This is a genomic window from Psychrobacter sp. H7-1 (genome assembly GCF_904846585.1).
In the GTDB taxonomy this organism is placed as follows: Bacteria; Pseudomonadota; Gammaproteobacteria; order Pseudomonadales; family Moraxellaceae; genus Psychrobacter; species Psychrobacter raelei.
Window position 1 is genome coordinate 1 of record NZ_CAJHBH010000046.1, and the last position, 24,673, is coordinate 24,673.

Below are 24,673 nucleotides of genomic sequence, written 5' to 3' on the forward strand. Positions count from 1 at the left end.
TCGCAATCCGCGAAGGTGGCCGTACTGTAGGTGCTGGTGTTGTTGCTAACGTTAAAGACTAATCTCTTTAAGTGTTAATAACGCTATCAAGCAAAAAAACCGCCTCATTGAGGCGGTTTTTTTATGGTCACTACTTTTAGTCTGTTTTTAGTCTATGTCACAGGTTATTTAAACGCTTTAATCAGTGCAAAAATCAAGGTAATTGAGTAGACAACTTAATTAAAATCGCTATAATACTACACGACTAAATCTAGTGATCTGCAATGATAGCCGTTGTTAGAAGGGGTTATATAAAAGAATCCTAGTTTCAAGCACTCACAAGGCTTGCAATCCATAAAAAAGATTGTATAATAGTCAACCTTAACTAAAGGCGATTGGCTCAATTGGTAGAGCATCGGTTTCCAAAACCGAGGGTTGGGGGTTCGAGTCCCTCATCGCCTGCCACTTATATGACTGATAACTGTCTACGCTTAATTAACTAAACCAGCACTCTTCTTTTACCATACAGATAGGCGGCTTTAACTCTATCGTCTACGTCGTAAGGCAATTCAACTATGAGCAATCAACAAGATAACCTAGATAGTAAGGTATCTGACGCTAAGCAGGGCGCTCATAATACGTTAAGAAAATCGCTTAATGGTAAAAGTGCAGTAGAAGTAGCCAAAACACGCTCTCCAAAAGACATCATGCTTTGGATTATCGCGTTTGCTGCTCTAATTGGTGCCACGCTAGTTAATTATAAGCTGCCTGGTATTTGGCAGCCTGCTAACGATATTTGGGTTCGTGTTGGTATTATCGCCTCACTGATTGTGTTGGCCATTATTTGTTTGGCACTGACCAATCAAGGACGCAGCTTTAAGGTATTGCTTAAAGACGCCAGCATAGAGTTACGCCGTGTTACCTGGCCAAGTAAGAATGAAACCATTCAGTATACTTGGCAGTCTTTATTGGTAATCGGTATCGTAGCCGTTATTGTGTGGTTACTTGATAACCTATTTAACTGGTTGGTTGGTATCTTTATCGGTTAATCACTGGGTTAGTGATAAATAAGATAAGCGGCAGTACAAGTTAAAAAATTAGTTATAAAAAAGAATTGTTAGGGCTGGGCTTCATATAACTTCATAAGGGTTATATCAGCTTTACAGCCTGTTTTTTTTAATCAGCAATCGTTTGATTGACGTCATGGAGAAACATATGCGCTGGTATATCGTGCAGGCATTTTCAGGATATGAAAAGCAAGTCCAACGCTACTTGACGGATCGTATCAATCGCAGTGAGTTCGCTGATAAATTCGGTGAAGTACTGGTACCAACCGAAGAAGTCGTTGAAATGAAAGACGGCAAAAAGCGTAAAAGTGAGCGTAAATTCTTTCCAGGCTACGTATTAGTAGAAATGGAAATGAATGATGATACTTGGCATATTGTAAATGACTGTCCGCGTATTACCGGCTTCATTGGCGGTACACCAGAGAATCCAGCACCCATTACTAAAGTTGAAGCCGATCGTATCTTAAATCGTCTTAAACAAAGTGAAGAAGCACCACGTCCTAAGACTTTATTTGAGCCAGGTGAAGAAGTTCTGGTTATTGACGGACCTTTCACTGACTTTAAAGGCCTAGTCGAAAAAGTGGATTACGAGAAATCTAAGCTACAATTGACTGTAAACGTATTTAACAGACCAACTCAGGTCGAATTAGAGTTTAGTAAAGTTGAGAAGTTAAGCTAATTGGCTGACGACGATAGCAACTGAGCTAAATATTTTAACCCCCGGGGAGCGGATGGCTCTGCTTACATCAACATAGTAAGTGTGAGCAGAAAGCGTTATCACCCGTAAAGGAGAAAACTCATGGCTAAGAAGATTGATGGTTACATCAAACTACAAGTGCCTGCTGGCAAAGCAAACCCTTCACCACCAATTGGTCCTGCACTAGGTCAAAAAGGTGTGAACATCATGGCATTCTGTAAAGAGTTCAATGCGGCAACTGCCAGCATGGAACCAGGTCTGCCAATTCCTACTGAAATCACAGTATACGCTGATAAATCATTCACATTTATCATGAAGTCACCACCTGCTGCCTTCTTGCTGCGTAAAGCTGCTGGTATCGCTAAAGGTTCTGGTGTTCCAAATACTACTAAAGTAGGTAAAGTTACTCGTGCACAGCTAGAAGAAATCGTGCAAACTAAAAATGCTGATTTGACTGCTGCTGACCTGGACGCTGCTGTACGTACCATCGCTGGTACTGCACGTTCAATGGGCATCGATGTGGAGGGTGTGTAAATGAGTAAACTTACTAAACGTCAAAAAATGATCGCTGAGCGTGTAGAAAGCCAAAAGCTTTACACGCTTGAAGAAGCGGTAAGCATTTTAAACGACCTACCACCTCTTAAATTCAAAGAGTCAGTTGATATCGCTATCAACCTAGGCGTAGACCCACGTAAATCAGACCAAGTGGTTCGTGGTGCAACTAACCTACCTGCAGGTACTGGTAAAACTAAGCGTGTTGCTGTATTCGCCCAAGGCGCTGCTGCTGATGCTGCTAAAGAAGCCGGTGCTGACGTAGTGGGTATGGATGATCTAGCGGAACAAGTTAAAGCGGGCAACCTAGACTTTGACGTTGTTATCGCAGCACCAGACGCAATGCGTGTTGTTGGTCAGTTAGGTACTATCCTAGGTCCACGTGGCCTAATGCCTAACCCTAAAGTAGGTACCGTTACTCCTAACGTTGCTGAAGCAGTTGCAAACGCTAAAGCAGGTCAGGCGACTTACCGTGTAGATAAAGCAGGTATCATCCACACCACTATCGGTCAGGTTGGTTTCACTGTTGAACAAATCCAGCAGAACGTACAGGCTTTATTAGCAGACATCCGTCGTGCTAAGCCAGCTACTTCTAAAGGTATCTACATCAAAAAAATTACTTTATCTAGCACCATGGGTCCTGGTATCGCATTAGATCCACTACCATACCGCGTAGCTAAGTAAGCTTAAAAGATAAAGAAAAAACATAAGGAATAGGGCAAACAATCGCCCTAATTCCTACCGAATTTAAAAATTTATAATATTAGGTCAGCTTAGCCAAAGCTATGCTGTCTAAGACCGTAGGTAGGTATCTTAGGTTTACCTTCGATGCTGTTAATTGATGTCAGTGTTAAATCGAACTATTGTGTTTTATTTAGCCTAGCATTGGCCTACGCAGACGGTGACCCAAAAAAGTTTGATCGTGGGAATGGGTTAGTTTACTAATTTGGTTTCTCCTTCATTCTGATAAAGGTGCCGTATTCAGCGTTATTAAAGTCGCTGGTTGATGACAAGTACGTCTTGGCTTAACCGGTATTTATACTTTAGTAATAGAAACGTCAATTCAACATTGCTGCGGCAATGATGATGAGATCAAGGAGTCAACTCATGGCATTAACGCTAGAACAGAAACAAAAAGTTGTGGCTGAAGTGTCTGAAGTTGCTGCAAATGCTTATTCAGCAGTTGCTGCTGATTATCATGGCCTTGAAGTAGCTCAGTTAACTAAGCTACGTAACCAAGCTCGTGAGAAAGGTGTTGTACTTAAAGTTGTTAAAAACACGCTAGCTAAGCGTGCTTTTGAAGGTACTAGCTTTGAGTGCATGTCAGATAAGATGGTTGGCCCATTGTTACTGGCTTTTTCTACTGAAGATTTAGGTTCTGCTGCTCGTGTAATTCACGAATTCGCTAAAGAACACAAAGCTTTAGAGCCAAAGCTTGTATCAGTTGGTGGTGAGTTGTTTGGTCCTGAGGAAATTGAGCGCGTAGCTAAACTTCCAACACGCGACGAAGCACTATCTATCTTGATGGCAACAATGAAAGCACCAGTAACCAAGCTTGCACGTACTATGAAAGAAGTACCAGGCAAGTTTGTACGTACTGTTGCAGCAGTAAAAGACGCAAAAGAAGCCGCTTAGTTTATAGCTACTTAATTTATATAAGTAAGCGACTAAGTTATTTTCGATCGATACAGCAAGACTATCGCCTAGTGGCATAATTAAACTGTATTGATCTTAATTAATCCCTTTAAATTTATCAGAAAATGGAGAAATCCCATGGCACTATCTAGAGAAGATGTGTTAAACGCAATCGCTGAAATGTCAGTAATGGATATCGTTGAACTAATCAGCGAAATGGAAGAAAAATTCGGCGTAACAGCTGCTGCTGCTGTTGCTGCTGCACCTGCTGCTGCTGCTGCCGGCGCTGCTGCTGCTGAAGAAAAAGACGAGTTTGACGTAATTCTTGCAAGCTTCGGCGACAAGAAAGTTGGCGTAATTAAAGCCGTACGTGAAGCAACTGGCCTTGGCTTGAAAGAAGCTAAAGAACTAGTTGAAGGCGCTCCAGCTCCAATCAAAGAAGGCGCTAACAAAGTAGAAGCAGAAGAGCTTAAGAAAAAGCTTGAAGAAGCTGGCGCTACTGTAGAACTTAAATAATAGATTTTTATCTGTTATGAGTTCGGTTAAGCAGAGATCAAACCCTACTTAACCACGAAGCCAACAATGTACTATGCATTGTTGGCTTTTTTTATCGAGCACTTTAGGGGTTGTGTTTGGGAATGAGGTATTGTATAATCTCGCACTTGACCTTTTGTATTAGCCTAAATGGTTGGCAAGCGTCACGTTAATATCTTATTTATTTTCAGCTTAACGAACGTTTAGCGATTAATACAGACCAAGGGACAGACAATTTGCATGTTTAAAACATCGTTAGCTTCTATCCTTTTTATTTAGACCTAGGTACGCTCGTGCTTGGGGTTTTTTTGCATCTGTCATTTGGCTTCTTTTAACCTAATTTAACCACATTTTTTGTATCAATTACTATAATAACCATTGGCTATTAACGTTTGTAATGGGTTTGGCGGCGTCGACACTCAAATAATGAGTCAAAACGTCATGATTGTTATGCACAACAGGCATTTATCAAAGGTCATTCTCACTGTTTCAATCTGATGATTCCTATTTAGAATTTGGGTCTTTTAGTTAATTACTGATCGCTTAATTTTTAAAAATGAATCATTTTTATTTTACTGTCTACTGTAAGGACTCTCGATGGCATATTCCTATACTGAAAAAAAACGTATTCGCAAAAGTTTTGCCGAGTTGCCACATGTAATGGATATTCCCTATCTGTTGGCAATTCAAGTGGATTCCTATGAGCAATTTTTGCAGGAAAATAAAAAGCCTAAAGCGCGTGAGAATACAGGCCTACAAGCTGCATTTTCATCTATTTTCCCAATCGAAAGTAATTCAAACAACGCCGAACTACAATTTGTTGAGTACTACTTAGGTGCACCAGAGTTCGATGAGCGCGAGTGTATTTCTCGTGGTTCTACTTTTGCAGCACCCTTACGTGTCAAAATCCGTCTGGTTATCAAAGACAAAGATAGCAAAGACAAAAATAGCAAGGCTGCTATTAAAGACATCCGTGAGCAAAATGTATACATGGGTGAAATCCCATTAATGACCGATAACGGTACCTTTATTATTAATGGTACTGAGCGTGTTATCGTGTCGCAATTACACCGTTCACCTGGTGTGTTCTTCGACCACGATAAAGGTAAGTCACACTCAAGTGGTAAGGTGCTTTATAACGCCCGTATCATTCCTTACCGTGGTTCATGGTTAGATTTCGAGTTTGATGCTAAAGATTTAGTATTCGCTCGTATTGACCGCCGTCGTAAATTGCTAGGCACTATCATTCTACGTGCTCTAGGCATGGATACTAATGAGATCCTAGATACCTTCTTTGAAAAAGTATCGGTTTATAAAGGCGAAGAGCAATTTGAAATTGACCTAGTTGCAGATCGCCTACGTGGTGAAATGGCTCAGTTCGACATCGTATCACCAGACGGTGAAGTGTTGGTTGAACAAGGCAAACGTATCAATGCGCGCCGTATTCGTCAAATCGAACAGTCTGGTATGAAAAAACTGGCTGTGCCTGATGAGTACCTATATGAGCGTATTCTTGCCGAAGATATCGTTGTCAATGATGAAGTGATTGCAAAAGCAAACACCCTAATTGACCATGAGTTATTGGTTAAGCTAAGTGCCTTTGAAGCCAGTGAATCAATCAAAGAATTCAAGATTTTATTCACCAACGACATCGATCATGGTACGTATATCGCTGATACCTTACGTGCAGACAGCACCGGTAGCCGCGAAGAAGCATTAATCGAAATCTATAAAGTGATGCGTCCAGGTGAGCCACCAACGATTGATACTGCTGAGAAGTTGTTTGAGAGCATGTTCTTCAACGCCGATCGTTATGACTTATCAAACGTAGGCCGCATGAAGTTCAACCGCCGTTTGGGCCGTACTTTTGAAAACAGCGATGATCCAGATGTTAAACGTGAGCAAAGCGTATTAACCAAAGAAGACATCATTGATGTGTTAAAAGAGCTTATCAATATCCGTAACGGTATTGGTGAAGTGGATGATATTGACCACTTAGGTAACCGTCGTATTCGCTCTGTTGGTGAAATGGCTGAGAACCAATTCCGTGTTGGTCTAGTGCGTGTTGAGCGTGCGGTGAAAGAGCGTTTAAGCTCTGCTGAATCTGATAATTTGTCACCACAAGATTTGATCAACTCAAAACCTGTTGCGGCTGCGGTAAAAGAGTTCTTTGGTTCAAGCCAGTTGTCTCAGTTCATGGATCAAAACAACCCGCTATCAGAGATTACTCACAAGCGTCGTATCTCAGCATTAGGCCCAGGTGGTCTAACTCGTGAGCGTGCAGGCTTTGAGGTTCGTGACGTACACAATACTCACTATGGTCGTGTGTGTCCTATTGAAACGCCTGAAGGTCCAAACATTGGTCTAATCAACTCATTAGCCACCTTTGCTAAGACCAACGAATTTGGTTTCTTAGAAACCCCTTATCGTAAAGTAGTAGATGGTAAAGTTACTGACGATATCGAGTACCTATCAGCCATCGAAGAAGTCGGCACGGTTATCGCTCAGGCTGACTCTGAGTTGGATGAAAACGGCGTACTGGCTGAAGAGATGGTAATGGTACGTAGCGGTGGTGAATCGGTACGTATGCCAAGTGATAAAGTGACGCATATGGATGTATCACCTAGTCAGGTTGTCTCTGTTGCAGCAAGTTTGATTCCATTCCTAGAGCATGATGATGCTAACCGTGCATTGATGGGTTCGAACATGCAACGTCAGGCTGTTCCTACCTTACGTGCTGATAAGCCGTTAGTGGGTACCGGTATGGAGCGTCACGTAGCTCGCGACTCAGGTGTGTGTGTTATCGCTCGCCGTGGTGGTGTGATTGAAGACGTTGATGCGTCACGTATCGTGGTTCGTGTTAATGAAGATGAGATGCAAGCGGGTGAAGCGGGTATTGATATCTATAACTTAATCAAATACACCCGTTCTAACCAGAACACCTGTATTAACCAGCGCATCATTGTTAACCAAGGTGACGAAATCGCTGGTGGTGACATCCTAGCTGATGGTCCATCAACTGACTTAGGTGAGTTGGCTCTAGGTCAGAACATGCGTGTGGCCTTTATGCCATGGAACGGTTATAACTTCGAAGACTCGATTTTATTATCAGAGCGTGTGGTGAAAGAAGACCGTTTCACAACCATCCACATTCAAGAATTAACCTGTGTGGCGCGTGACACAAAACTAGGCACTGAAGAAATCACTGCCGATATTCCAAACGTGGGTGAAGCGGCTCTATCTGCTCTTGATGAGTCAGGTATTGTTTATATCGGTGCTGAAGTAGATGCAGGTGATATCTTAGTTGGTAAAGTAACACCAAAAGGTGAGACACAATTAACGCCAGAAGAGAAGCTACTAAGAGCCATCTTCGGTGAAAAAGCAGCAGACGTTAAAGACACCTCTTTACGTGTGCCAACCTCTACCAAAGGTACGGTTATCGATGTTCAAGTCTTTACCCGTGATGGCGTAGAAAAAGATGCTCGTGCAAAATCAATCGAGAAGTCGCAGCTGGACAACTACCGCAAAGACTTAAAAGAAGAGCTACGTATTTTTGAAGAAGCCGCACGTAGCCGTATTAGCCACTTATTAGATGGTCAGGCCATCAGTGGTGGTGCAGGTCTTAAGTCAGGTACAGTACTGGCTGAGTCTGAGCTACTAGAAATGTCTTTAGAAACGTTATTAGACATTCAGCCTGTCGAAGAAGAAATCGCTGAGCGTTTGACTCAAATTCAAGAGTTCTTGGTCGATAAGCAAAAAGACATCGATACCAAGTTCGCTGAGAAAAAACGCAAGCTGACCGCTGGTGATGACTTAGCACACGGTGTACAAAAAATCGTTAAGGTTTACCTAGCGGTGAAACGTCGCATCCAGCCAGGTGATAAGATGGCCGGTCGTCATGGTAACAAGGGTGTGGTATCTCGCATCATGCCAGTTGAAGACATGCCTTATGATGAAAACGGTAATCCAGTTGATATCGTACTAAACCCACTGGGTGTACCTTCTCGTATGAATATCGGTCAGGTACTTGAGACTCACTTAGGTATGGCAGCTAAAGGTCTTGGTGACAAGATTAACGGCATGATCAAAGCGCAAGCGGCAGTCACTGAGCTACGTGAATTCTTAGACAAGATTTACAACAAAGTAGGCGGTGAACAAGTTGATTTAGACAGCTTGAGCGATGATGATATCCGTGCATTGGCTCAAAACCTACGTGATGGTGTGCCTATGGGTACCGCTGTATTTGATGGCGCCCGTGAGGTTCAAATTGACGAGCTACTAGAGCTTGCCGGTTACCCAAGCTCAGGTCAGCAGACTTTGTATGATGGCCGTACTGGTCAGAAGTTTGACCGTCCTGTGACGGTGGGCTACATGTACATGCTGAAACTAAACCACTTAGTAGATGACAAGATGCATGCCCGTTCGACCGGTTCATACTCATTAGTAACACAGCAGCCATTAGGCGGTAAAGCACAGTTTGGTGGTCAGCGTTTCGGTGAGATGGAAGTTTGGGCACTAGAAGCATATGGCGCAACTTACACGTTGCAAGAGATGCTAACAGTGAAATCGGATGATGTTGAAGGTCGTACGCGTATGTATAAGAACATCGTCGATGGTGAGCAGTACATGGACCCAGGCATGCCTGAATCGTTCAACGTATTGACCAAAGAGATTAAGTCACTGGGTATTAATATTGAGCTAAAAGAAAGCAACTAGTGTTGAATCGGGTAGATGCAGAGCATTTTGTTAAATGGTTTGCATCTACTGCGTTAGTCGTTCCCTTAAACTCAGCCTAATTCATTGCCTTCAAACGGTAGCTTAGGGTCATTATTCAAATTATTAATCTGACCCAGATACTGTGAACACATATAACGGAGAAGCAACTTGAAAGATTTACTCGATATTATGAAAAGCCCTGCCGACAACGGCAAACGTGAATTTGATAGCATTCAGATTACATTGGCAGCTCCCGAGACTATTAAATCATGGTCACATGGTGAAGTAAAAAAACCAGAAACCATTAACTACCGTACCTTTAAGCCTGAGCGTGACGGTCTATTCTGTGCCAAAATCTTTGGTCCAGTAAAAGACTTTGAATGTTTATGTGGTAAGTACAAGCGCCGCAAATTCCAAGGCGTAATCTGTGAAAAATGTGGCGTAGAAGTGACCACTGCCAAAGTTCGTCGTGACCGCATGGGCCACATCGATCTTGCCAGCCCTGTTGCGCACATTTGGTTCTTAAAGTCATTACCAAGCCGCATCGGTTTATTACTTGATATGACACTACGTGATATCGAGCGCGTATTGTATTTTGAAAGCTATGTGGTAACCGATCCTGGCATGACGTCTTTAGAGAAGTATCAGCTTCTTGATGATGAAGACTACTACAAAGCATTAGAAGAATTTGGTGATGAGTTCATCGCTAAAATGGGTGCTGAAGCGGTTCAAGACCTGTTAAAAGATATCGATATCGATTTAGAAATTGATGATCTACGTGAAGCGATTCCAAATACTGGTTCTGAAACCAAGCTTAAAAAGATGTCTAAGCGTCTAAAATTATTAGAAGCTTTCCGTGACTCTAATAACAAGCCTGAGTGGATGGTTATGAGCATTTTGCCCGTACTACCACCAGATTTACGTCCTCTAGTACCGCTAGAAGGCGGCCGTTTTGCGACCTCAGATCTAAACGACTTATATCGCCGTGTGATTAACCGTAACAACCGTTTAAAGCGTCTATTAGAGCTTAACGCCCCTGACATTATCGTACGTAACGAAAAACGTATGCTACAAGAGTCAGTGGATGCGCTACTTGATAACGGTCGTCGTGGCCGTGCCATCACGGGCAGCAACAAGCGTCCATTAAAATCGCTTGCTGACATGATTAAAGGTAAGCAAGGTCGTTTCCGTCAAAACTTACTAGGTAAGCGTGTTGACTACTCTGGCCGTTCGGTGATTGTTGTTGGTCCGACACTGCGTCTACATCAGTGTGGTCTGCCTAAGAAAATGGCACTTGAGCTATTCAAGCCATTTACTTACTCAAAACTATTGTCACACGGCATGGCAACAACCATCAAACAAGCGAAGAAGATGGTAGAGCGTGAAGAGCCACAAGTTTGGGATATGCTGGCCATGGTTATCCGTGAGCATCCAGTATTACTAAACCGTGCGCCAACGCTACACAGATTGGGTCTTCAAGCATTTGAGCCTGTACTAATTGAAGGTAAAGCCATTCAGCTGCATCCGCTGGTATGTACCGCGTTTAACGCTGACTTCGACGGTGACCAAATGGCAGTACACGTGCCATTGACTCTAGAAGCACAGCTAGAAGCCCGTACGTTGATGATGTCAACCAACAACATCCTATCACCTGCTAACGGTGATCCGATTATTGTGCCATCACAAGACGTTGTACTGGGTCTGTACTACATCAGCCGTTCAGCAGTTAACGCTAAAGGCGAAGGCATGATCTTTGCGACCGTTAACGAAGCATTACGTGCGATTGGTTCAAACGACTTACATGTAAACGCCAAAATTAAAGTACGTGTGACTGAGACCATCTTTGATGAAGAGGGTAACTCGACCAAACAAACCACGCTGCAAGAAACTGTGGCCGGTCGTCTACTTATCTGGAATGTCATGCCAAAAGGTATGCGTTTTGCTGAGTGTAACGTTGAGATGACTAAGAAAAACATCTCAAAACTAATGAACTCTTGCTACCGTACGCGCGGCGTGAAAGAAAGTGTTATCTTCGCTGACCAATTAATGTACCTAGGTTTTGCTCAAGCAACCCTATCAGGTGTGTCTATTGGTATCGAGGATATGGTTATCCCGCCAATGAAAAAAGAGCTTATCGAAGCGGCTGATGCTGAAGTTCGTGAAATCGAACAACAGTTTGAGCAAGGTTTCGTAACCGCTGGTGAGCGCTACAACAAAGTTGTCGATATCTGGTCACGTACCAACGACAAAGTGGCTAAAGCGATGATGGATAACTTGGCGACTGATATCGTTATCAACGCACAAGGTGAAGAAGAAGAGCAAAAATCATTCAACTCTATCTTCATCATGTCAGATTCTGGTGCTCGTGGTAGTGCAGCGCAGATTCGTCAGTTGGCCGGTATGCGTGGTCTAATGGCTAAGCCAGATGGCTCTATTATTGAAACCCCGATTAAGGCCAACTTCCGTGAAGGTCTATCGGTTCTTCAGTACTTCATCTCGACCCACGGTGCGCGTAAAGGTCTTGCCGATACGGCACTTAAGACAGCGAACTCGGGTTACTTGACTCGTCGTCTGGTTGACGTGGCGCAAGATTTGGTAATCACTGAGAACGATTGTGGTACCGAAAAAGGCGTTCGCATGACACCACACATTCAAGGCGGTGAAATCATTGAGAAACTAGGTGACCGTGTTCTAGGTCGTGTGGTTGCTCGTGATGTGATGAGCCGTGAAGATGAGGTGTTATTAGCCGCAGGTACGCTGATTGATGAGCATGGCGTAACGGTTATTGATGACAATGGTATCGATGAAGTATGGGTACGCTCAGTCATTACTTGTGATGTACCACACGGTGTTTGTGCTCAGTGTTATGGCCGTGACTTGGCACGTGGTCACAAAGTGAATATTGGTGAGTCTGTGGGTGTTATGGCCGCTCAGTCAATCGGTGAGCCAGGTACTCAGTTAACCATGCGTACGTTCCACGTGGGTGGTGCTGCAAGTTCTACTTCAGTAGACAATAGCATCTCTGCCCGCAACACAGGTTTCATCCGCTTCCATAACATGAAGACGGTGGACCACGTGGATGGTCACTTAGTTATCGTATCGCGTTCAGCTGAAATCGGTATTGCTGATGATGTTGGCCGTGAGCGTGAGCGCTATAAAGTTCCTTATGGTTCAAGCGTACTGGTGAAAGACGGTGATGAAGTTGAAAGCGGACAAGCAATTGCTAAATGGGATCCGCACACGCACCCAATTATCACAGAATTCGCGGGTAAGGCACGTTTCAGCGACATTATCGATGGCTCAACTGCCACCGTTAAGATTGATGAAGCAACCGGTATGAGCTCGTTTGAAATCTTGGGTTCAAAAGACCGTCCAAGTAACTCAAAAGACTTACGTCCAGCGATTATTCTAGATACTACGGGCGGTAAAGAAGTGGTTTACTTCTTACCTGCTGAGACCATTATCCGTGTTTCTGATGGCGAAGAAGTGACAGCAGGTTCGGTATTAGGCCGTGTACCACAAGCCACGTCAGGTACCAAAGATATTACCGGTGGTCTACCACGTGTTGCTGACTTGTTCGAAGCACGTCGTCCGAAAGATCATGCCATCATGGCAGAGATATCAGGTGTGGTAAGCTTCGGCTCATCAACTAAAGGTAAGAACCGCTTCATCATCACTAATGAAGATGGCGAAGTACATGAAGAGCTGATTCCAAAATGGCGCCAAATCAACGTGTTCGAGAACGAAACCGTTGCCCGTGGTGAAGTTATTGCAGATGGCCCATTAAATCCGCATGACATCTTACGTCTACAAGGCGAAACTGCGCTGGCTAACTACATTGTGGATGAAGTGCAGGATGTATACCGCTTGCAGGGCGTTAAGATCAACGATAAGCACATTGAAGTGATTATCCGTCAGATGTTGCGTAAAGTAGAAATTACTGATGCCGGTGATTCAAACTACTTCAAGGGCGATCAGGTGGAATACGCTGATGTGAAAGCCACTAACGAAAAACTGCTTGCTGAAGATAAATTCCCAGTACAGTTTGAACGTCAGTTATTGGGTATCACCAAAGCCAGCTTGGCAACTGAAAGCTTCATCTCAGCGGCTTCGTTCCAGGAAACCACACGCGTATTAACTGCTGCTGCTGTTGAGGGTAAAGTTGATGAGCTACGTGGTCTAAAAGAAAACGTGGTTGTGGGTCGTCTGATCCCAGCGGGTACAGGTCTTGCTTATCATGCGGCGCGCAAAAAAGCCAAAGAAGGCAAACCTGCTTATGATGTTGAAAGTGCTCTAGATGCCGCTTTTGATATCGAAGCCACGACCTCAGCTCAAGACTTCAGAAGCTTCGATGAAGCGTTTGCTCAAGAGTTGAGTCAAGACAAATAGGCCAAAGCTGCTATTAAATGAGCTTCAAGCATACTGTTATGAGATAAAAAAAGCTGGCGCTATGCCGGCTTTTTTTGTGCCTAAAAATTATGCTATAGTGACTTAATCCACTCAAAATGTATAAACCAAGCTTGATTGACTATTAATTAACCTTTATCAGTGTAAGGTAGCTTTTAGAATATTAACCAAAATGACGACTAGGTTAAGGTGTCTGTATGGTTACTGAGTTAAAATTGTGGACTGAGTTAAAGTTATGGTTAGCCTAGTGATAGGCACTGAATAAATAGATTGAATAAATAGACAGATGCTCGATAAGCTGTTGTTTGATAAATTTTTATACCCCATAGTTTTGGATAATTAGCAATTTTGATTATGTTTGATTTTATTTTGAGGCGGTTATGAAAAAAATTATATTAATAACATCCGCTGTATCCTTAGCTTTGAGTATGCCAGCTTACGCCTCAGAGACGGTGCCAGATTGTGATAGTCTAAATATCATGCTCATGTCGATGAAAGATGGCTTAGATGTTAATGCCAATTGGAAAGTTGCCAGCAGTGTGCCAAATCGCTCAAAGACCGTGAGTATGGGCGATCTGAATAAAGATGCTGATCCAAGCTTTAGCATTAGCTGTCCAGGGTTTAGCGCCACGTATGATGGCAAAGCTCTTAAAATGAAGGCAGACAGCTACAAAGGTATCACTGATCATTTATACAAACAGCTCAATCGCGGTGTGGATTTATACAATTACCGCTGGTATACCGACCCTAAAGTACGTACTGATTTTAAGGTAGACAAATATAGCTTTGACTTAGAGCGTTTACTGTTGACCGATGGCTATGTCAAGATTCCTGAGGGTAGCCGATTAGGCTCAAAACAATCATTTATTCCCAACTCGGCGGTGATTGCTTATCGTATTAATGGCAGTGAGCTAAAGCCGTTGATGCAAAACAGAGGCGTAAACAGTTATTCATCTGACTTTAAAGCGGCCAAAACCATTGATATTTACCATAAAAACCCAGACATGATAAATCGTGGATTTGGGGTTCAAAGACTGTTTATTGACAAAGAAAAGGGTGTGCTAGAGATTTATAAGAGCTATGACTTTCCGAGTAAATAATGAATCTTGAGTGCGTTTAACTGTCTGCTGCAATAGTATTTTTTATGCTACAGTTATGTTTTAAATAAGTGCCAACTGGGGATGATTATGGCAGAAAAGGGCAGAGTGGCGCGCTATCAAGCAGACCGCACCAACCAAAAGTTCTATTTTTGTAGATTGGCTTGTAAACAGGCTGGAGAGACCACTGATAAGCAGCTGTATCAGGCGCACTGTGAGACTGCGATATTTCATTTGCAAGGCGCACTATTGGCCTTTTTACAAGAGTTGGCCTATTTTTATAATTTGGACACCAGTGCCCCGAGTATTGAGTATATTGAGAAGGCTCTGCACAACAAAACCTTAATATCTCCTGAGCTACAGCGTATTAAGCTGTCACTTGAGTCGGGCGTACTGGCTAATATCACTAAAGCTTATCAGCGCTGTCAGTATGCTCCGGCCCCAGACAGCACGGGTATGGACACCTCAACTCATGATTTAATCGTCAATGTGGTGACCTTGTCCAACCAGTGGCTGCCTGATGAGCAGACCATTCGCGAGTGGCGAGGCGAGTTTATGAGCTTGATCGATGAGATGCGCGGCGGAATGGTGGAGTATTAGCCCGTTAACCTGCCGGCTTATTCAGCTAAATCGATCAAGTGGCGCATTATTTTGTAGTAGAGTTACTGTTATCTTTACCTTCACGGCGCTGCTTTAGCTCGGATTTAGGAATCCAAGCCCAGGTCATCTCAACAGTAATCGGGGCGCGTTCGCTATCTGATTGACGGTCTTCAATGACACAAGGAATGACCATTTCACCTTTGGCATTGTCCAATATATATTGGCGCTGCTCGTCGCTTAAAGTGGCAATGGCGGCAATTTGACCTGTCTTAATAGGGCGATAGAAATTTACCTCGTAAGATTTGACCAAGAGCACTCTATCTGACGGCAGGTTCACTCCTAATATAAACCCTGTGGCAGTCTCTGCCAATAAAGTTACTGCCACAGCGTGCACCGTGCCAATGTGATTTTGCACGCCTTTTTTATTGTTTAAGCTGACGACCAATTTATTGGGCGTGACTGTTTCATAGACAATACCTGTGGTGCCCACATAGGGTACAATCTTACTAAAGACTTTGGTTAATACAAAAGACTGAGTGCTGTCAGGCAACCGCTGAACTGTTTTTAGGATTTTGGTAAAAGGGTTGTTCACATCTAAAGGTTGATGCGACGTCTCAGTAGCTTTTAATTGAGCACCTTGTAATGGCAGATTTAGGCGAGCGGCCGCTTTTGTGGCAACTTTGCCCGCGCTTTTGCTAAGGCTTGTGGCTTGCTGTAATAAACTTCCTAACTGACTCATAACGCGTCCTTTCATTCATCGAATGTTGTCATGATAGACAACTGTGGTGTTATACCTTGTGTTTTATTATAGCAAAGCGCTTCACCAACTCTAGGTGACAGTCAGTTCACAAAAATAGGTTGCCGATTAAGTAATTAGCAGGACCATTGTGCTACGGCATTGAGATATGGCTTAATATACAACGCAAATACCGACATCTGATAGTGAGTGAAAGATATTTTGAATGCCCCAATAGCTGCACTGCCCACTGAGCCGACCAACGTGATTTTTACTGGCGTCGCTGGGACAGGTAAGACCTACCGTTTGCTTGAGTTACAAAAGCGCTATGATGACAGCATCGCGGTCTGCTGGGACAGTTGGCGCATACAGCAGATCAGTCATTATGGCTGGTGTGATGTGGTCTGTGCGGTACTGCTGCTCGAAGATCGGCTGATGACCGTGCCAGAGATGATGCAGCATCCGCTGATTATCGATAAGGCAGCAGCCAATAAGCGCAATGAAAACATCAATCAGACCTTATGGGTACAGCTCAACACGCACACCCATCCTGACTCAACCACAGTCAATAGCGCCCAGCGCTCAGCCAATTATTACTTCGATAAGACCGAAACGAGCCAGTGGTATTTGCTCGATGAGCTAAAACCTATTTTAACGGAGCAGCTGTCTGAGTTACTGTCGTTATATGATGACAGTGCACGCCATCATTATCATCAGACGCATACAGTTAGCCGTAGCTGCCTAGTCAGTTTCCATCAGTCTTATGGTTATGATGAATTTGTGGAAGGCATTCGGCCGCGTATCAATGCACAGACCGGTCAGATGCAATATGAGATTCAGCAAGGGGCATTCTTGGCGCTGTGTGCTAAGGCGGCAAGTGACCCTGAGCACCGTTACGCAATGCTTATCGATGAGATAAATCGGGCCAATACAGCGCAGGTGTTTGGTGAGCTTATGAGCGTGATTGAGCCGAGTAAACGTGCGGGCGGGGCAACCCCTATGAGTGTGCGTCTGGCCTACTCAGGAAGGCAGTTTATGGTGCCCAGCAACGTAGATATCTATGCCACTATGAATACCCAAGATCATTCGCTCGCTGTGCTTGATATGGCCTTTAGGCGCCGCTTTGATTTTGTCACTTGCTATCCGGATGCCAGCTTGCTTAGCGTATTAAAAGATGATGCAGGAAAAGAGGTTGATTTAGCACAAATGATGCTGAGTATAAATCAGCGATTAACCACCTTGTGCGGTGAGCAAGCACAATTAGGGCAGTCCTATTTCATGGGTATTGATGACATACGCCAGCTTGCTAAGCGTTTGTATCGCCAGATTGTGCCACAAATCATGGCCTTTATTAGCTTACATAGAGGTGAGGCGTATTTACTACAGAGCCTACATCAGATCTTGTATGGTGATAACTCTGTGTCCTATAGCGTACTGTATCACCCAGATGCGCTCAACTATGCTGCAGATGAACCTCATGCAAGCCTCTTTGCTGCTGAGGCTTATGAGCAGCGCCATTCGGCCGAGTCTGGCTTATTTGCACAAGCCTTTGTGGCGGTGGCGGAAAACCCAAGTTTAAGCCTCGAATCACAATCTATTTATCTCACAGCAGCGCCATATCAGCAGCTATACAGTGTCTCAAGTGAAGACCCCTATGACGCCCGCTAGTTGGCCAAACAAAGACAGTGTTCCCCCAAGCTTAGCACCCAGCGTCTTCAAGCAGTCTTCTGCTAAACGGCCTAGGGTGAATAGGGGTGAATAGGGTGAATAGTCGAGTGAAAGCAGTGATAAGCTGCTTGGAGCATCAAAGGCTGACGATAGCGGATTTTGAATCTCCCGGTGACTTTAGATATCTTATTGAGCAAGCGTTGCCTTGCTTTCGTATTGAAGTTAGCCGAGGCGAAATGAGTCTGGTTGTGGGTCATTATCTGGCACAAATAGTCTTGCCCAGCGGTGCTTGTCTGGAGATTTTGCCCAAAGTCACCGCGCTGAGTCAGACACAAGATCAGGCGACGTCACAAGCGTTGGCTGAAGCACGTGCCTGGGTGACACAGATGCTCGCAGATTTGGCTAGTGATGGCTTAGCTAAGCCTCTATCTGCATTGAGTATGGGTGTCATTAATCAGCGGTACCAAGCGGCCTTTTTGCCGTCACCGCCTCTCATTATAGGGGCAGGCTCGTCATCAAATCAAAACAGCCATTTTAAGGGCAATAGACCTTGGTATGAAGGTGTATTAAAAAAAGCTGAAATGCAGCTAAGGCAAGGGGCGGATATTCTGCCCAGTCGCTATCAGAGCAAAAGCCAAAATCAGCCCAAGGCCCAAGGCAAAATAAATATGTCTGCCCAGTTAAAAAACAACTGGCATCGGCCGCATTATTTGTACAGTGAGCAGACTGTTTTTGATACTGACAAACGCTTGGCGCAATTCTTATTCACGGCTTGGCAGCAGCTGCGTTATCTCCTGCATCCGTCTCAAGTAGACAGCAATTATGCAGTCAGTGCCCACAGTCATAGGCAGCAGCATCTAAATCATAGCCCACACTCTGCCACACCAATAGCTTTGCAGCAGCTAAAAGCACTTGCTGCCGATCAATGGCTGCCGACTTATAAAGCGCTGCAGTCTGAGGCATTAACATGGCGTGCCAAGCTTGGTACAAGACAGGCTCAGCTGTTAACACAGGCGCTTGATTGGGCGTGGTGGCTGTTGTCTCATAGCTTACAAAGTCAGCCGCCTGACCCAAGTGCTCGCAATAGCACTAGCTTATTGCCAACCGCTGCTTTAATGATCAATATGCAATTTGCATTTGAGCGCTGGGTACTCGGTAAGCTCTTTGTTTGGGTACAGCAAACCTTGCCTGGAAGCCGGCTGATTGTGCAGCCAAGTTTTGAGTGGTTGTATGCCCACTTAGAGGATTCAAACCACTTAGCCTTCGTCTGTGGAAAACCTACAGCGGCTTATCATCTGGTTCAAAGGTTGCAGCCTGATGCCTGTATTTATGACAGCCGTGCTAAGATAACCCATGTTATTGATATAAAATATAAAGCTTTGAGCACAGTACAGCAGGTGAGTGGCAGTGATTGGCAGCAGCTTTATGTGTATCAGCACTATCTAAATAGGCCGCAAGCTTGGCTTATTTATCCCAAAAATAAAAATTTTAACCAAAGGCTTGACGTTTTAAGTAATTTGAACGAGAATAGGCACCCTAATCAGGATGATGCTAAACCGGCATTAAATAGCACGCAAATGAGCGTGATACCGTTTGATGTTCAGCAAGGTGTGATACTGATTTGATCGCTTTATAATAGGAATGACACTTTTTGAAAATAAATTGAAAAAAAGTGTTGACAGAATTAAGGTTTCATCCTATTATATGCACCTCGATAGCGATGACAGAGTTGATTAACAGTCAATGATGATTATCAAAATCGTAAATAAAAAAGTAAGATATCGGAGTGTGGCGCAGTTTGGTAGCGCATCTGGTTTGGGACCAGAGGGTCGTAGGTTCGAATCCTATCACTCCGACCACTTTTTAATAGAGCCTTACAGGCTTTTTTTTATGCTTTAAATAAGACAGTCTTTTTTGTAAGAGTGTCAGCACCATGAGCGCCTGTAGCTCAGTTGGATAGAGCATCTGCCTTCTAAGCAGGTGGTCGCAGGTTCGAATCCTGCCAGGCGCACCATTTACGCCTGTAGAAGTTAAGTACTGCACTTCTCAATACACTCTGTGTTGATTATGGCGGCTGTAGCTCAGTTGGTAGAGCCCCGGGTTGTGATCTCGGTTGTCGTGGGTTCGAGTCCCATCAGTCGCCCCATTATTTTTTATCTTCTCTCATCTGTGCATGATTCTTTTTTAGTTAAAAAATCCCTCGTTATATTCTGTTATAAACACTTCAATCGTATTAAAAACTCACTAATCTGACCTATGTCTTGATTGGTTTTTTTGTGTTTGTATCCCTCAATTTTAGTTCATTCGCTTTGTTTGTATTTCGCTAAACAAGGATGCTGCAATTTGGCAATAGTGCTATGATAACCCCATCTATCAAGCATTTGAGATAAAATTATGCCCCAATCTTCAGTTACGATTACGGTGCAAAAAGCATCAGGCGCTGAAGCCAATAATGAGTCAAAACAAGAAGCCAAACAAGCGCCCGTTATTGCCGATGACGAGCAGCTTGGTGTCGCTGATGCGGTAATAAAGCCCCCTGCCAGTAAGGCAGAGCTTTTGGCTTTATATCAGGTAGACGCTTTACCTATCAATAACGCCATACAGCCCAAAGAGCTTGAAAAAGTAGCTCAGCTGCGTGTTGAGCTGTATCAACAACAGCTTAAGCGTACTGAGTTTTTTTATACCGTTAAGCCTGAACTACGTCCCACTTATATGGTACAAGCCCTAAAGCCGCAATTCATTGAATATCAGCAGTTTCAAATGGCGCGTGCGTTAGATCAGCGTGGTTTAATTGATTTGGATAAGACCGATGTGATGTGGCAGCAGCTGCACATTGTTGATGACTTGATAGCTGATATTGTTTATTCCATGCCCGCCCAGAATCCTGTAGGTTGGCAGCTGACGTCAGTCAATAAAAACCATTTAAAGCTGCCAACAGTGGGTAGATTAAGAGATAACGATAGCGTTGCTGATCAAGGCAGCCTAAATAGCTACGTACTCAGTCACTTTGGGGTCATGAGCTATACTTATGATCGAGCCTATTTTATTGGTCATGTTTTAGGTTATCTGTTTTGCTGTTATTACCTGGCACATTTATCCATTGCTTACGGGGTTACGCCTTTACCAAGTGATACGGTAGCAGACTATGACTATGCCTCGCTGGATACTGCCAAATTGGTACGCTTATTACACAGCATTGACGTGCACTGTAAGCGCCGTATTTATCAGTTGGCCGTATTGTGTGCCCGCTTGAGCTGCTATCAGCTAGATAAATATATCGAAAAAATGCTGATAGCTGAGGTCAATGAGTTTGACAAAAAACAGCAAATTGATCACTTAGATCTATTATTAAGCCGTGGCATCATGCCTGAAATGCCAGATAGGGTAATACTCCAAGACTTTCCGGGTAGCTTTGGTAAAAAGGACTAAGGTGGGCAGCACGCTCGTAATATTTGTTATACAAATTTATATTGTGTAGTAAGTTAAATGGTCTACAGTCGCAGGTTATCTTTACAATAAATTAGGGTTTGTGCCTAGATATTGAACTTCAAGCAAATAGACTGTCATGACTTATCATTTAAGGGCCTAGATATAGCAACAGGCCGCTTTAAGTGTTAAGTGATATTGATAAAAAACTCAGTAGAAATAAATAAGGCTTTTATGGCAGATCAAGTGGCAACAAAGATGCAAGCACAATGCTTAAAACTTAAAAGCTCAGACTCAGAGCCTGGGTATTTAGCAGGTATAAAACCCGCCAAGCCAATAGGTCAAAAAATCAAAACCGCCTCATTAGCTTTTGGGTTAAGTCTGGCTGGATTAACCCTGACGGCTGCCTTGCCTGCGCAGGCGGCAAGCTTGGGGGATTTATTTGGCAGTGCTGAAGTGGAGTCTGGTCAGCAAAAATTCTTGAAAGTGGAGCAAGCATTTTCGGTAAAGCCCAGTCAAAGCGGCAATAAAATTACCATTGCCCTGAACATCACACCCAAGCACTATCTTTATAAAGACAAGCTCGGCTTAAAGTTACCTGAAGGGGTGAGCGCCAGTGCCATAAAGTTTTCGCACGTCCCGCAAAGCATAGATGACCCCACTTTTGGTAAGGTTCAGGTGTTTAAGCAGCCTCAAGTGACGGCGACGGCGACGTTGACCAATACCACTGCTGCGGCTATCAATGACGATGTCATAGTTACTTGGCAAGGCTGTGCTGATGCCGGTCTTTGCTATCCTCCGCAAAAAGAAATATTAAGCATAAATCTGCCGCCGACTGTCGCTGCCAAAGCGGCTCCTAAGGTTGACAAAGCAGCCATCGAGCCTGCACAGAGTAGTAAGGTGCCGGCTACCACCAAAGCGCAAATCACACCTCAAGTGGCTCAAGCGGCCGCCGCTACCTCTGCAGCAGTGGCTGAATCTAGCGCGCCAAGCAATCAAGTCCAAGCTGAAGCCACGCCGCCAGATCAGTTAGCGGGCAACCAGTCAAAGCCCAGTGAGCTAAAAGATGGCAGCGTGACGAATACCGATTTGGTTGCCCCTGCTACGGATAAGGCTGTAGCTGAAGATGAGAGCCTGACTTATTCAGCCGCTGCCAGTGCTGAAGGTAGTGCAAATGCCGATGCAAATACAACTAATGTGAGTGCCGCATTGGTCGGCGATGGGGTGGTAGATCAAGATCCTTTTGGTCTTAGCGAGCATCCATGGCTGGCGCTGGGTCTACTATTTTTGGCAGGCTTAGGTCTGGCATTCACCCCTTGTGTACTGCCGATGCTGCCCATTGTCAGTAATATTGTTGCCCGTCAGCACAAGCCCACTGCTAAAAAAGGGCTTATGCTGAGTGGCAGTTACGCTTTAGGTGTGGCGGTTGCTTATGGGATTTTGGGTGCAATCATTGCCATATTTGGTCAACAGCTGGGCATTATCGGCTGGTTACAAAATCCGGTAATCTTATTGGGTTTTGCCGCAGTATTTGTACTACTTGCCTTGTATATGCTTGATGTCATAAGCTTTAGCCTACCTAGCGTGTTACGTCAAAAAACCCAAACATTGAGTCAGTCCGGAGATAAGTATCTGGGCAGTAGCACAGGCAGCTTTATTGCAGGCCTGCTGTCTGCCTTGGTGGTATCGCCTTGTGTATCAGCGCCCTTATTTGGCGCATTGCTCGCGGTCTCTACTATCGGCAATCCACTACTGGGCTTTGCTGCTTTATTTATGCTGGGCTTTGGTTTGTCTGCGCCGTTAATGCTGCTGGGCATCAGCCAAGGCAACTTAATGCCCAAAGCGGGTGAGTGGATGAACTGGGTTAAGCAAGGTTTTGCTTTATTGCTATTTGCAGTGGCTTTGTTGTTGGTTGAGCGGGTGATTATCCATCCTGGCATGCTGCTGCTGTGGGCGTTATGGTTTATGGTGGTGGCAGCCTGGGCTTGGAGCTGGCATGGCCGCGGTGAGCTATTGACCAAGCCACTTGCCCTATTATTTGGATTATGGGCAGGTGCAACTTTGGTGGGTGCCGCCGCCGGCAGTAACGATGCTTGGCAGCCGCTAAAAGTGTTATCACAAAAGACGCCTATGCCGGTCATGGCGACAGTGCAGACACAGAGCGCCGCTGCAGATGGCGGGTATGGGGTACCAGCCGCTGCACAAAGTATTAAAGATGTGCATATTAATAGCTTAGATGCATTAATTCCTTTGGTACAAAATAATCCTAAGGTCTTGGTAGATGTCACTGCAGAGTGGTGTATCGAATGCCGCATTATGGACAAGACTCTGTTTACCAACCGTCCAGCTGCCATGCAACAGTGGCAATTGGTACGACTGGATGTGACTGAGAGTAATGCGGAGTCTGCTCGTATCTTATCGGAGCTTAAGTTGTTTGGTCCGCCAGCACTGCTATATTTTGTGGATGGTAAATTGCAAGTCCAGCAGGTGGGCACCATAGAGCGTGATGAATTTGAGCAGACTTTGGCTAAGCTCTAAGCGTTAACGTCGACAGACTGTCATTAATAAGAGATACTAATCAGTAATAGGCGCCTTATTGTTAAGGCGCCTTGTTTTTTTAGGGAATAAATAAGTCGCAAATTGTAACTATTTTTGTCTATACCTATTCTGGTTTATTACTTGATAAATACATAACATTACACTATATTACTTATCAAAACATAGGTAGGTAGAGTGTGTGAAAAATTATTTACAGCATCGCCGCTTGCTAGCAAGTAGTGGCAAATTACGCCTCACGCGCCCATCCTCTGGCTCAGAGCATAAGCTTCCTGCGGCCTTACTAATCTTTGCTTTGAGTTTAGTTATGCTCAGTGGCTGTGAGCCTGAATCTGGTGAAGTGCTGGGTACGCAAGACAGCATAGTGAGTATTAGCCCTATTGAGATAGAGTTGGATTCTAAGAGTCTAGATAGTGCAAATACCTCAAGCAATAATTTAGCTATGCCTTTGTCGTGTCGCAATAGCTCGATTATCAACGCGTTTAATGCGCAGCAATCTTCAGTACAGGTTAAAGGTTGTGGTAAAGTTACAGCCATCTTGCCTGATGACAATGACGGCAGTCGTCATCAACGCTTTATCGTACAGCTAGATGGGGTGGATACCCAACACACCATACTTATTGCGCATAATATTGACTTAGCACCTAAGCTTGGGAAGCTAAATGTAGGCGATGATGTACTTTTTTATGGGCAATACGAATATAACCCGAAAGGGGGCGTGGTACATTGGACGCATGCTGACCCCGCTGCCAATCATCAAAATGGGTGGATTGAACACAACGATCATCGCTTCGAATAACCTTTAAACCTGCCAAATGTAGCAGGTTTATTTTTTTGCTTACCTAGGGCGTGTTGAACATTCATAATTTGAGCCAGATATAAGCACAAGCAAGGGCGACCGTATTTTCATAACTCTGCTTGAGCTTATCAAATCTAGTGGCAACCGCCCTATACTGTTTTAGCTTAGCGAAAGCGTTTTCTACTAGATGTCTGGCTTTAGCGA

The 24,673-nt window shown here is 44.2% G+C and carries 17 protein-coding genes and 4 tRNA genes; 19 read left to right on the forward strand and 2 right to left on the reverse strand.

Annotated elements, in window-relative coordinates:
• The first annotated feature begins 368 nt into the window (after positions 1 to 368).
• From JMX92_RS11350 to JMX92_RS11400, 11 genes are all read left to right on the forward strand, one after another.
• Positions 369 to 444: transfer RNA gene (locus tag JMX92_RS11350), tRNA-Trp, on the forward strand.
• A 110-nt stretch (positions 445 to 554) separates the two neighbouring features.
• Positions 555 to 1,028, forward strand: coding sequence for a preprotein translocase subunit SecE (gene secE / locus JMX92_RS11355; RefSeq protein ID WP_011961255.1), 474 nt, complete (start codon positions 555 to 557; stop codon positions 1,026 to 1,028).
• A gap of 166 nt (positions 1,029 to 1,194) precedes the next feature.
• On the forward strand, positions 1,195 to 1,725 hold the full coding sequence (nusG, locus tag JMX92_RS11360) for a transcription termination/antitermination protein NusG (RefSeq protein WP_011961254.1): 531 nt from the start codon (positions 1,195 to 1,197) through the stop codon (positions 1,723 to 1,725).
• Positions 1,726 to 1,845: 120 nt separating this feature from the next.
• Complete coding sequence (rplK, locus tag JMX92_RS11365) at positions 1,846 to 2,277, forward strand: 50S ribosomal protein L11 (RefSeq protein WP_007395730.1); 432 nt, start codon at positions 1,846 to 1,848, stop codon at positions 2,275 to 2,277.
• Complete coding sequence (gene rplA / locus JMX92_RS11370; RefSeq protein ID WP_011961253.1) at positions 2,278 to 2,979, forward strand: 50S ribosomal protein L1; 702 nt, start codon at positions 2,278 to 2,280, stop codon at positions 2,977 to 2,979.
• 423 nt (positions 2,980 to 3,402) lie between these two features.
• Positions 3,403 to 3,930 carry a 50S ribosomal protein L10 gene (rplJ, locus tag JMX92_RS11375; RefSeq protein ID WP_011961252.1) on the forward strand — a complete coding sequence of 176 codons (528 nt, stop codon included), beginning with the start codon at positions 3,403 to 3,405 and terminating at the stop codon, positions 3,928 to 3,930.
• A 138-nt stretch (positions 3,931 to 4,068) separates the two neighbouring features.
• The gene (gene rplL, locus JMX92_RS11380) at positions 4,069 to 4,446 is read left to right on the forward strand and encodes a 50S ribosomal protein L7/L12 (RefSeq protein ID WP_011961251.1); all 378 of its coding nucleotides are present in this window, start codon (positions 4,069 to 4,071) and stop codon (positions 4,444 to 4,446) included.
• 615 nt (positions 4,447 to 5,061) lie between these two features.
• Positions 5,062 to 9,180 carry a DNA-directed RNA polymerase subunit beta gene (gene rpoB / locus JMX92_RS11385; RefSeq protein ID WP_155587487.1) on the forward strand — a complete coding sequence of 1,373 codons (4,119 nt, stop codon included), beginning with the start codon at positions 5,062 to 5,064 and terminating at the stop codon, positions 9,178 to 9,180.
• A 168-nt stretch (positions 9,181 to 9,348) separates the two neighbouring features.
• A complete protein-coding gene (gene rpoC, locus JMX92_RS11390; RefSeq protein ID WP_201545699.1) occupies positions 9,349 to 13,569 on the forward strand; it encodes a DNA-directed RNA polymerase subunit beta' in 4,221 nt (1,406 codons plus the stop codon).
• A gap of 398 nt (positions 13,570 to 13,967) precedes the next feature.
• On the forward strand, positions 13,968 to 14,687 hold the full coding sequence (locus tag JMX92_RS11395) for a hypothetical protein (protein ID WP_011961248.1): 720 nt from the start codon (positions 13,968 to 13,970) through the stop codon (positions 14,685 to 14,687).
• Between the two features lie 87 nt (positions 14,688 to 14,774).
• A complete protein-coding gene (locus JMX92_RS11400) occupies positions 14,775 to 15,284 on the forward strand; it encodes a DUF6586 family protein (protein ID WP_201545702.1) in 510 nt (169 codons plus the stop codon).
• 46 nt (positions 15,285 to 15,330) lie between these two features.
• Here the strand turns inward: JMX92_RS11400 and JMX92_RS11405 are convergent, their stop codons facing one another.
• A complete protein-coding gene (locus tag JMX92_RS11405; RefSeq protein ID WP_155587486.1) occupies positions 15,331 to 16,023 on the reverse strand; it encodes a DUF4442 domain-containing protein in 693 nt (230 codons plus the stop codon).
• 219 nt (positions 16,024 to 16,242) lie between these two features.
• Here JMX92_RS11405 and JMX92_RS11410 point away from each other — a divergent pair, with 219 nt between their 5' ends.
• The 8 genes from JMX92_RS11410 (at position 16,243) to JMX92_RS11445 (ending at position 24,469) form a co-directional block, all read left to right on the forward strand.
• Positions 16,243 to 17,688, forward strand: coding sequence for an McrB family protein (locus JMX92_RS11410; RefSeq protein WP_201545705.1), 1,446 nt, complete (start codon positions 16,243 to 16,245; stop codon positions 17,686 to 17,688).
• A 107-nt stretch (positions 17,689 to 17,795) separates the two neighbouring features.
• A complete protein-coding gene (locus JMX92_RS11415; RefSeq protein WP_201545708.1) occupies positions 17,796 to 19,313 on the forward strand; it encodes a 5-methylcytosine restriction system specificity protein McrC in 1,518 nt (505 codons plus the stop codon).
• 157 nt (positions 19,314 to 19,470) lie between these two features.
• A tRNA-Pro gene (locus JMX92_RS11420) sits at positions 19,471 to 19,547 on the forward strand.
• 78 nt (positions 19,548 to 19,625) lie between these two features.
• Positions 19,626 to 19,702, forward strand: a tRNA-Arg gene (locus JMX92_RS11425).
• A gap of 56 nt (positions 19,703 to 19,758) precedes the next feature.
• Positions 19,759 to 19,834: transfer RNA gene (locus tag JMX92_RS11430), tRNA-His, on the forward strand.
• Positions 19,835 to 20,082: 248 nt separating this feature from the next.
• Positions 20,083 to 21,117, forward strand: a complete 1,035-nt coding sequence (locus JMX92_RS11435) for a hypothetical protein (protein ID WP_201545711.1) — start codon at positions 20,083 to 20,085, stop codon at positions 21,115 to 21,117.
• A gap of 231 nt (positions 21,118 to 21,348) precedes the next feature.
• A complete protein-coding gene (locus JMX92_RS11440; RefSeq protein ID WP_201545714.1) occupies positions 21,349 to 23,652 on the forward strand; it encodes a protein-disulfide reductase DsbD domain-containing protein in 2,304 nt (767 codons plus the stop codon).
• A gap of 199 nt (positions 23,653 to 23,851) precedes the next feature.
• On the forward strand, positions 23,852 to 24,469 hold the full coding sequence (locus JMX92_RS11445) for a DUF3465 domain-containing protein (RefSeq protein WP_227675360.1): 618 nt from the start codon (positions 23,852 to 23,854) through the stop codon (positions 24,467 to 24,469).
• A gap of 61 nt (positions 24,470 to 24,530) precedes the next feature.
• Here JMX92_RS11445 and JMX92_RS11450 read toward each other — a convergent pair.
• Positions 24,531 to 24,673, reverse strand: a 143-nt coding sequence (locus JMX92_RS11450; protein WP_201545717.1) for a transposase, incomplete at its 5' end; no start/stop codon positions are given.

Excerpts from the sequence above, each read along its gene's own strand:
- secE (WP_011961255.1), top strand. The coding sequence starts at position 555 with ATGAGCAATCAACAAGATAACCTAGATAGTAAGGTATCTGACGCTAAG.
- nusG (WP_011961254.1), top strand. The coding sequence starts at position 1,195 with ATGCGCTGGTATATCGTGCAGGCATTTTCAGGATATGAAAAGCAAGTC.
- rplK (WP_007395730.1), top strand. The coding sequence starts at position 1,846 with ATGGCTAAGAAGATTGATGGTTACATCAAACTACAAGTGCCTGCTGGC.
- rplA (WP_011961253.1), top strand. The coding sequence starts at position 2,278 with ATGAGTAAACTTACTAAACGTCAAAAAATGATCGCTGAGCGTGTAGAA.
- rplJ (WP_011961252.1), top strand. The coding sequence starts at position 3,403 with ATGGCATTAACGCTAGAACAGAAACAAAAAGTTGTGGCTGAAGTGTCT.
- rplL (WP_011961251.1), top strand. The coding sequence starts at position 4,069 with ATGGCACTATCTAGAGAAGATGTGTTAAACGCAATCGCTGAAATGTCA.
- rpoB (WP_155587487.1), top strand. The coding sequence starts at position 5,062 with ATGGCATATTCCTATACTGAAAAAAAACGTATTCGCAAAAGTTTTGCC.
- JMX92_RS11395 (WP_011961248.1), top strand. The coding sequence starts at position 13,968 with ATGAAAAAAATTATATTAATAACATCCGCTGTATCCTTAGCTTTGAGT.
- JMX92_RS11400 (WP_201545702.1), top strand. The coding sequence starts at position 14,775 with ATGGCAGAAAAGGGCAGAGTGGCGCGCTATCAAGCAGACCGCACCAAC.
- JMX92_RS11405 (WP_155587486.1), bottom strand. The coding sequence starts at position 16,023 with ATGAGTCAGTTAGGAAGTTTATTACAGCAAGCCACAAGCCTTAGCAAA.
- JMX92_RS11435 (WP_201545711.1), top strand. The coding sequence starts at position 20,083 with ATGCCCCAATCTTCAGTTACGATTACGGTGCAAAAAGCATCAGGCGCT.
- JMX92_RS11440 (WP_201545714.1), top strand. The coding sequence starts at position 21,349 with ATGGCAGATCAAGTGGCAACAAAGATGCAAGCACAATGCTTAAAACTT.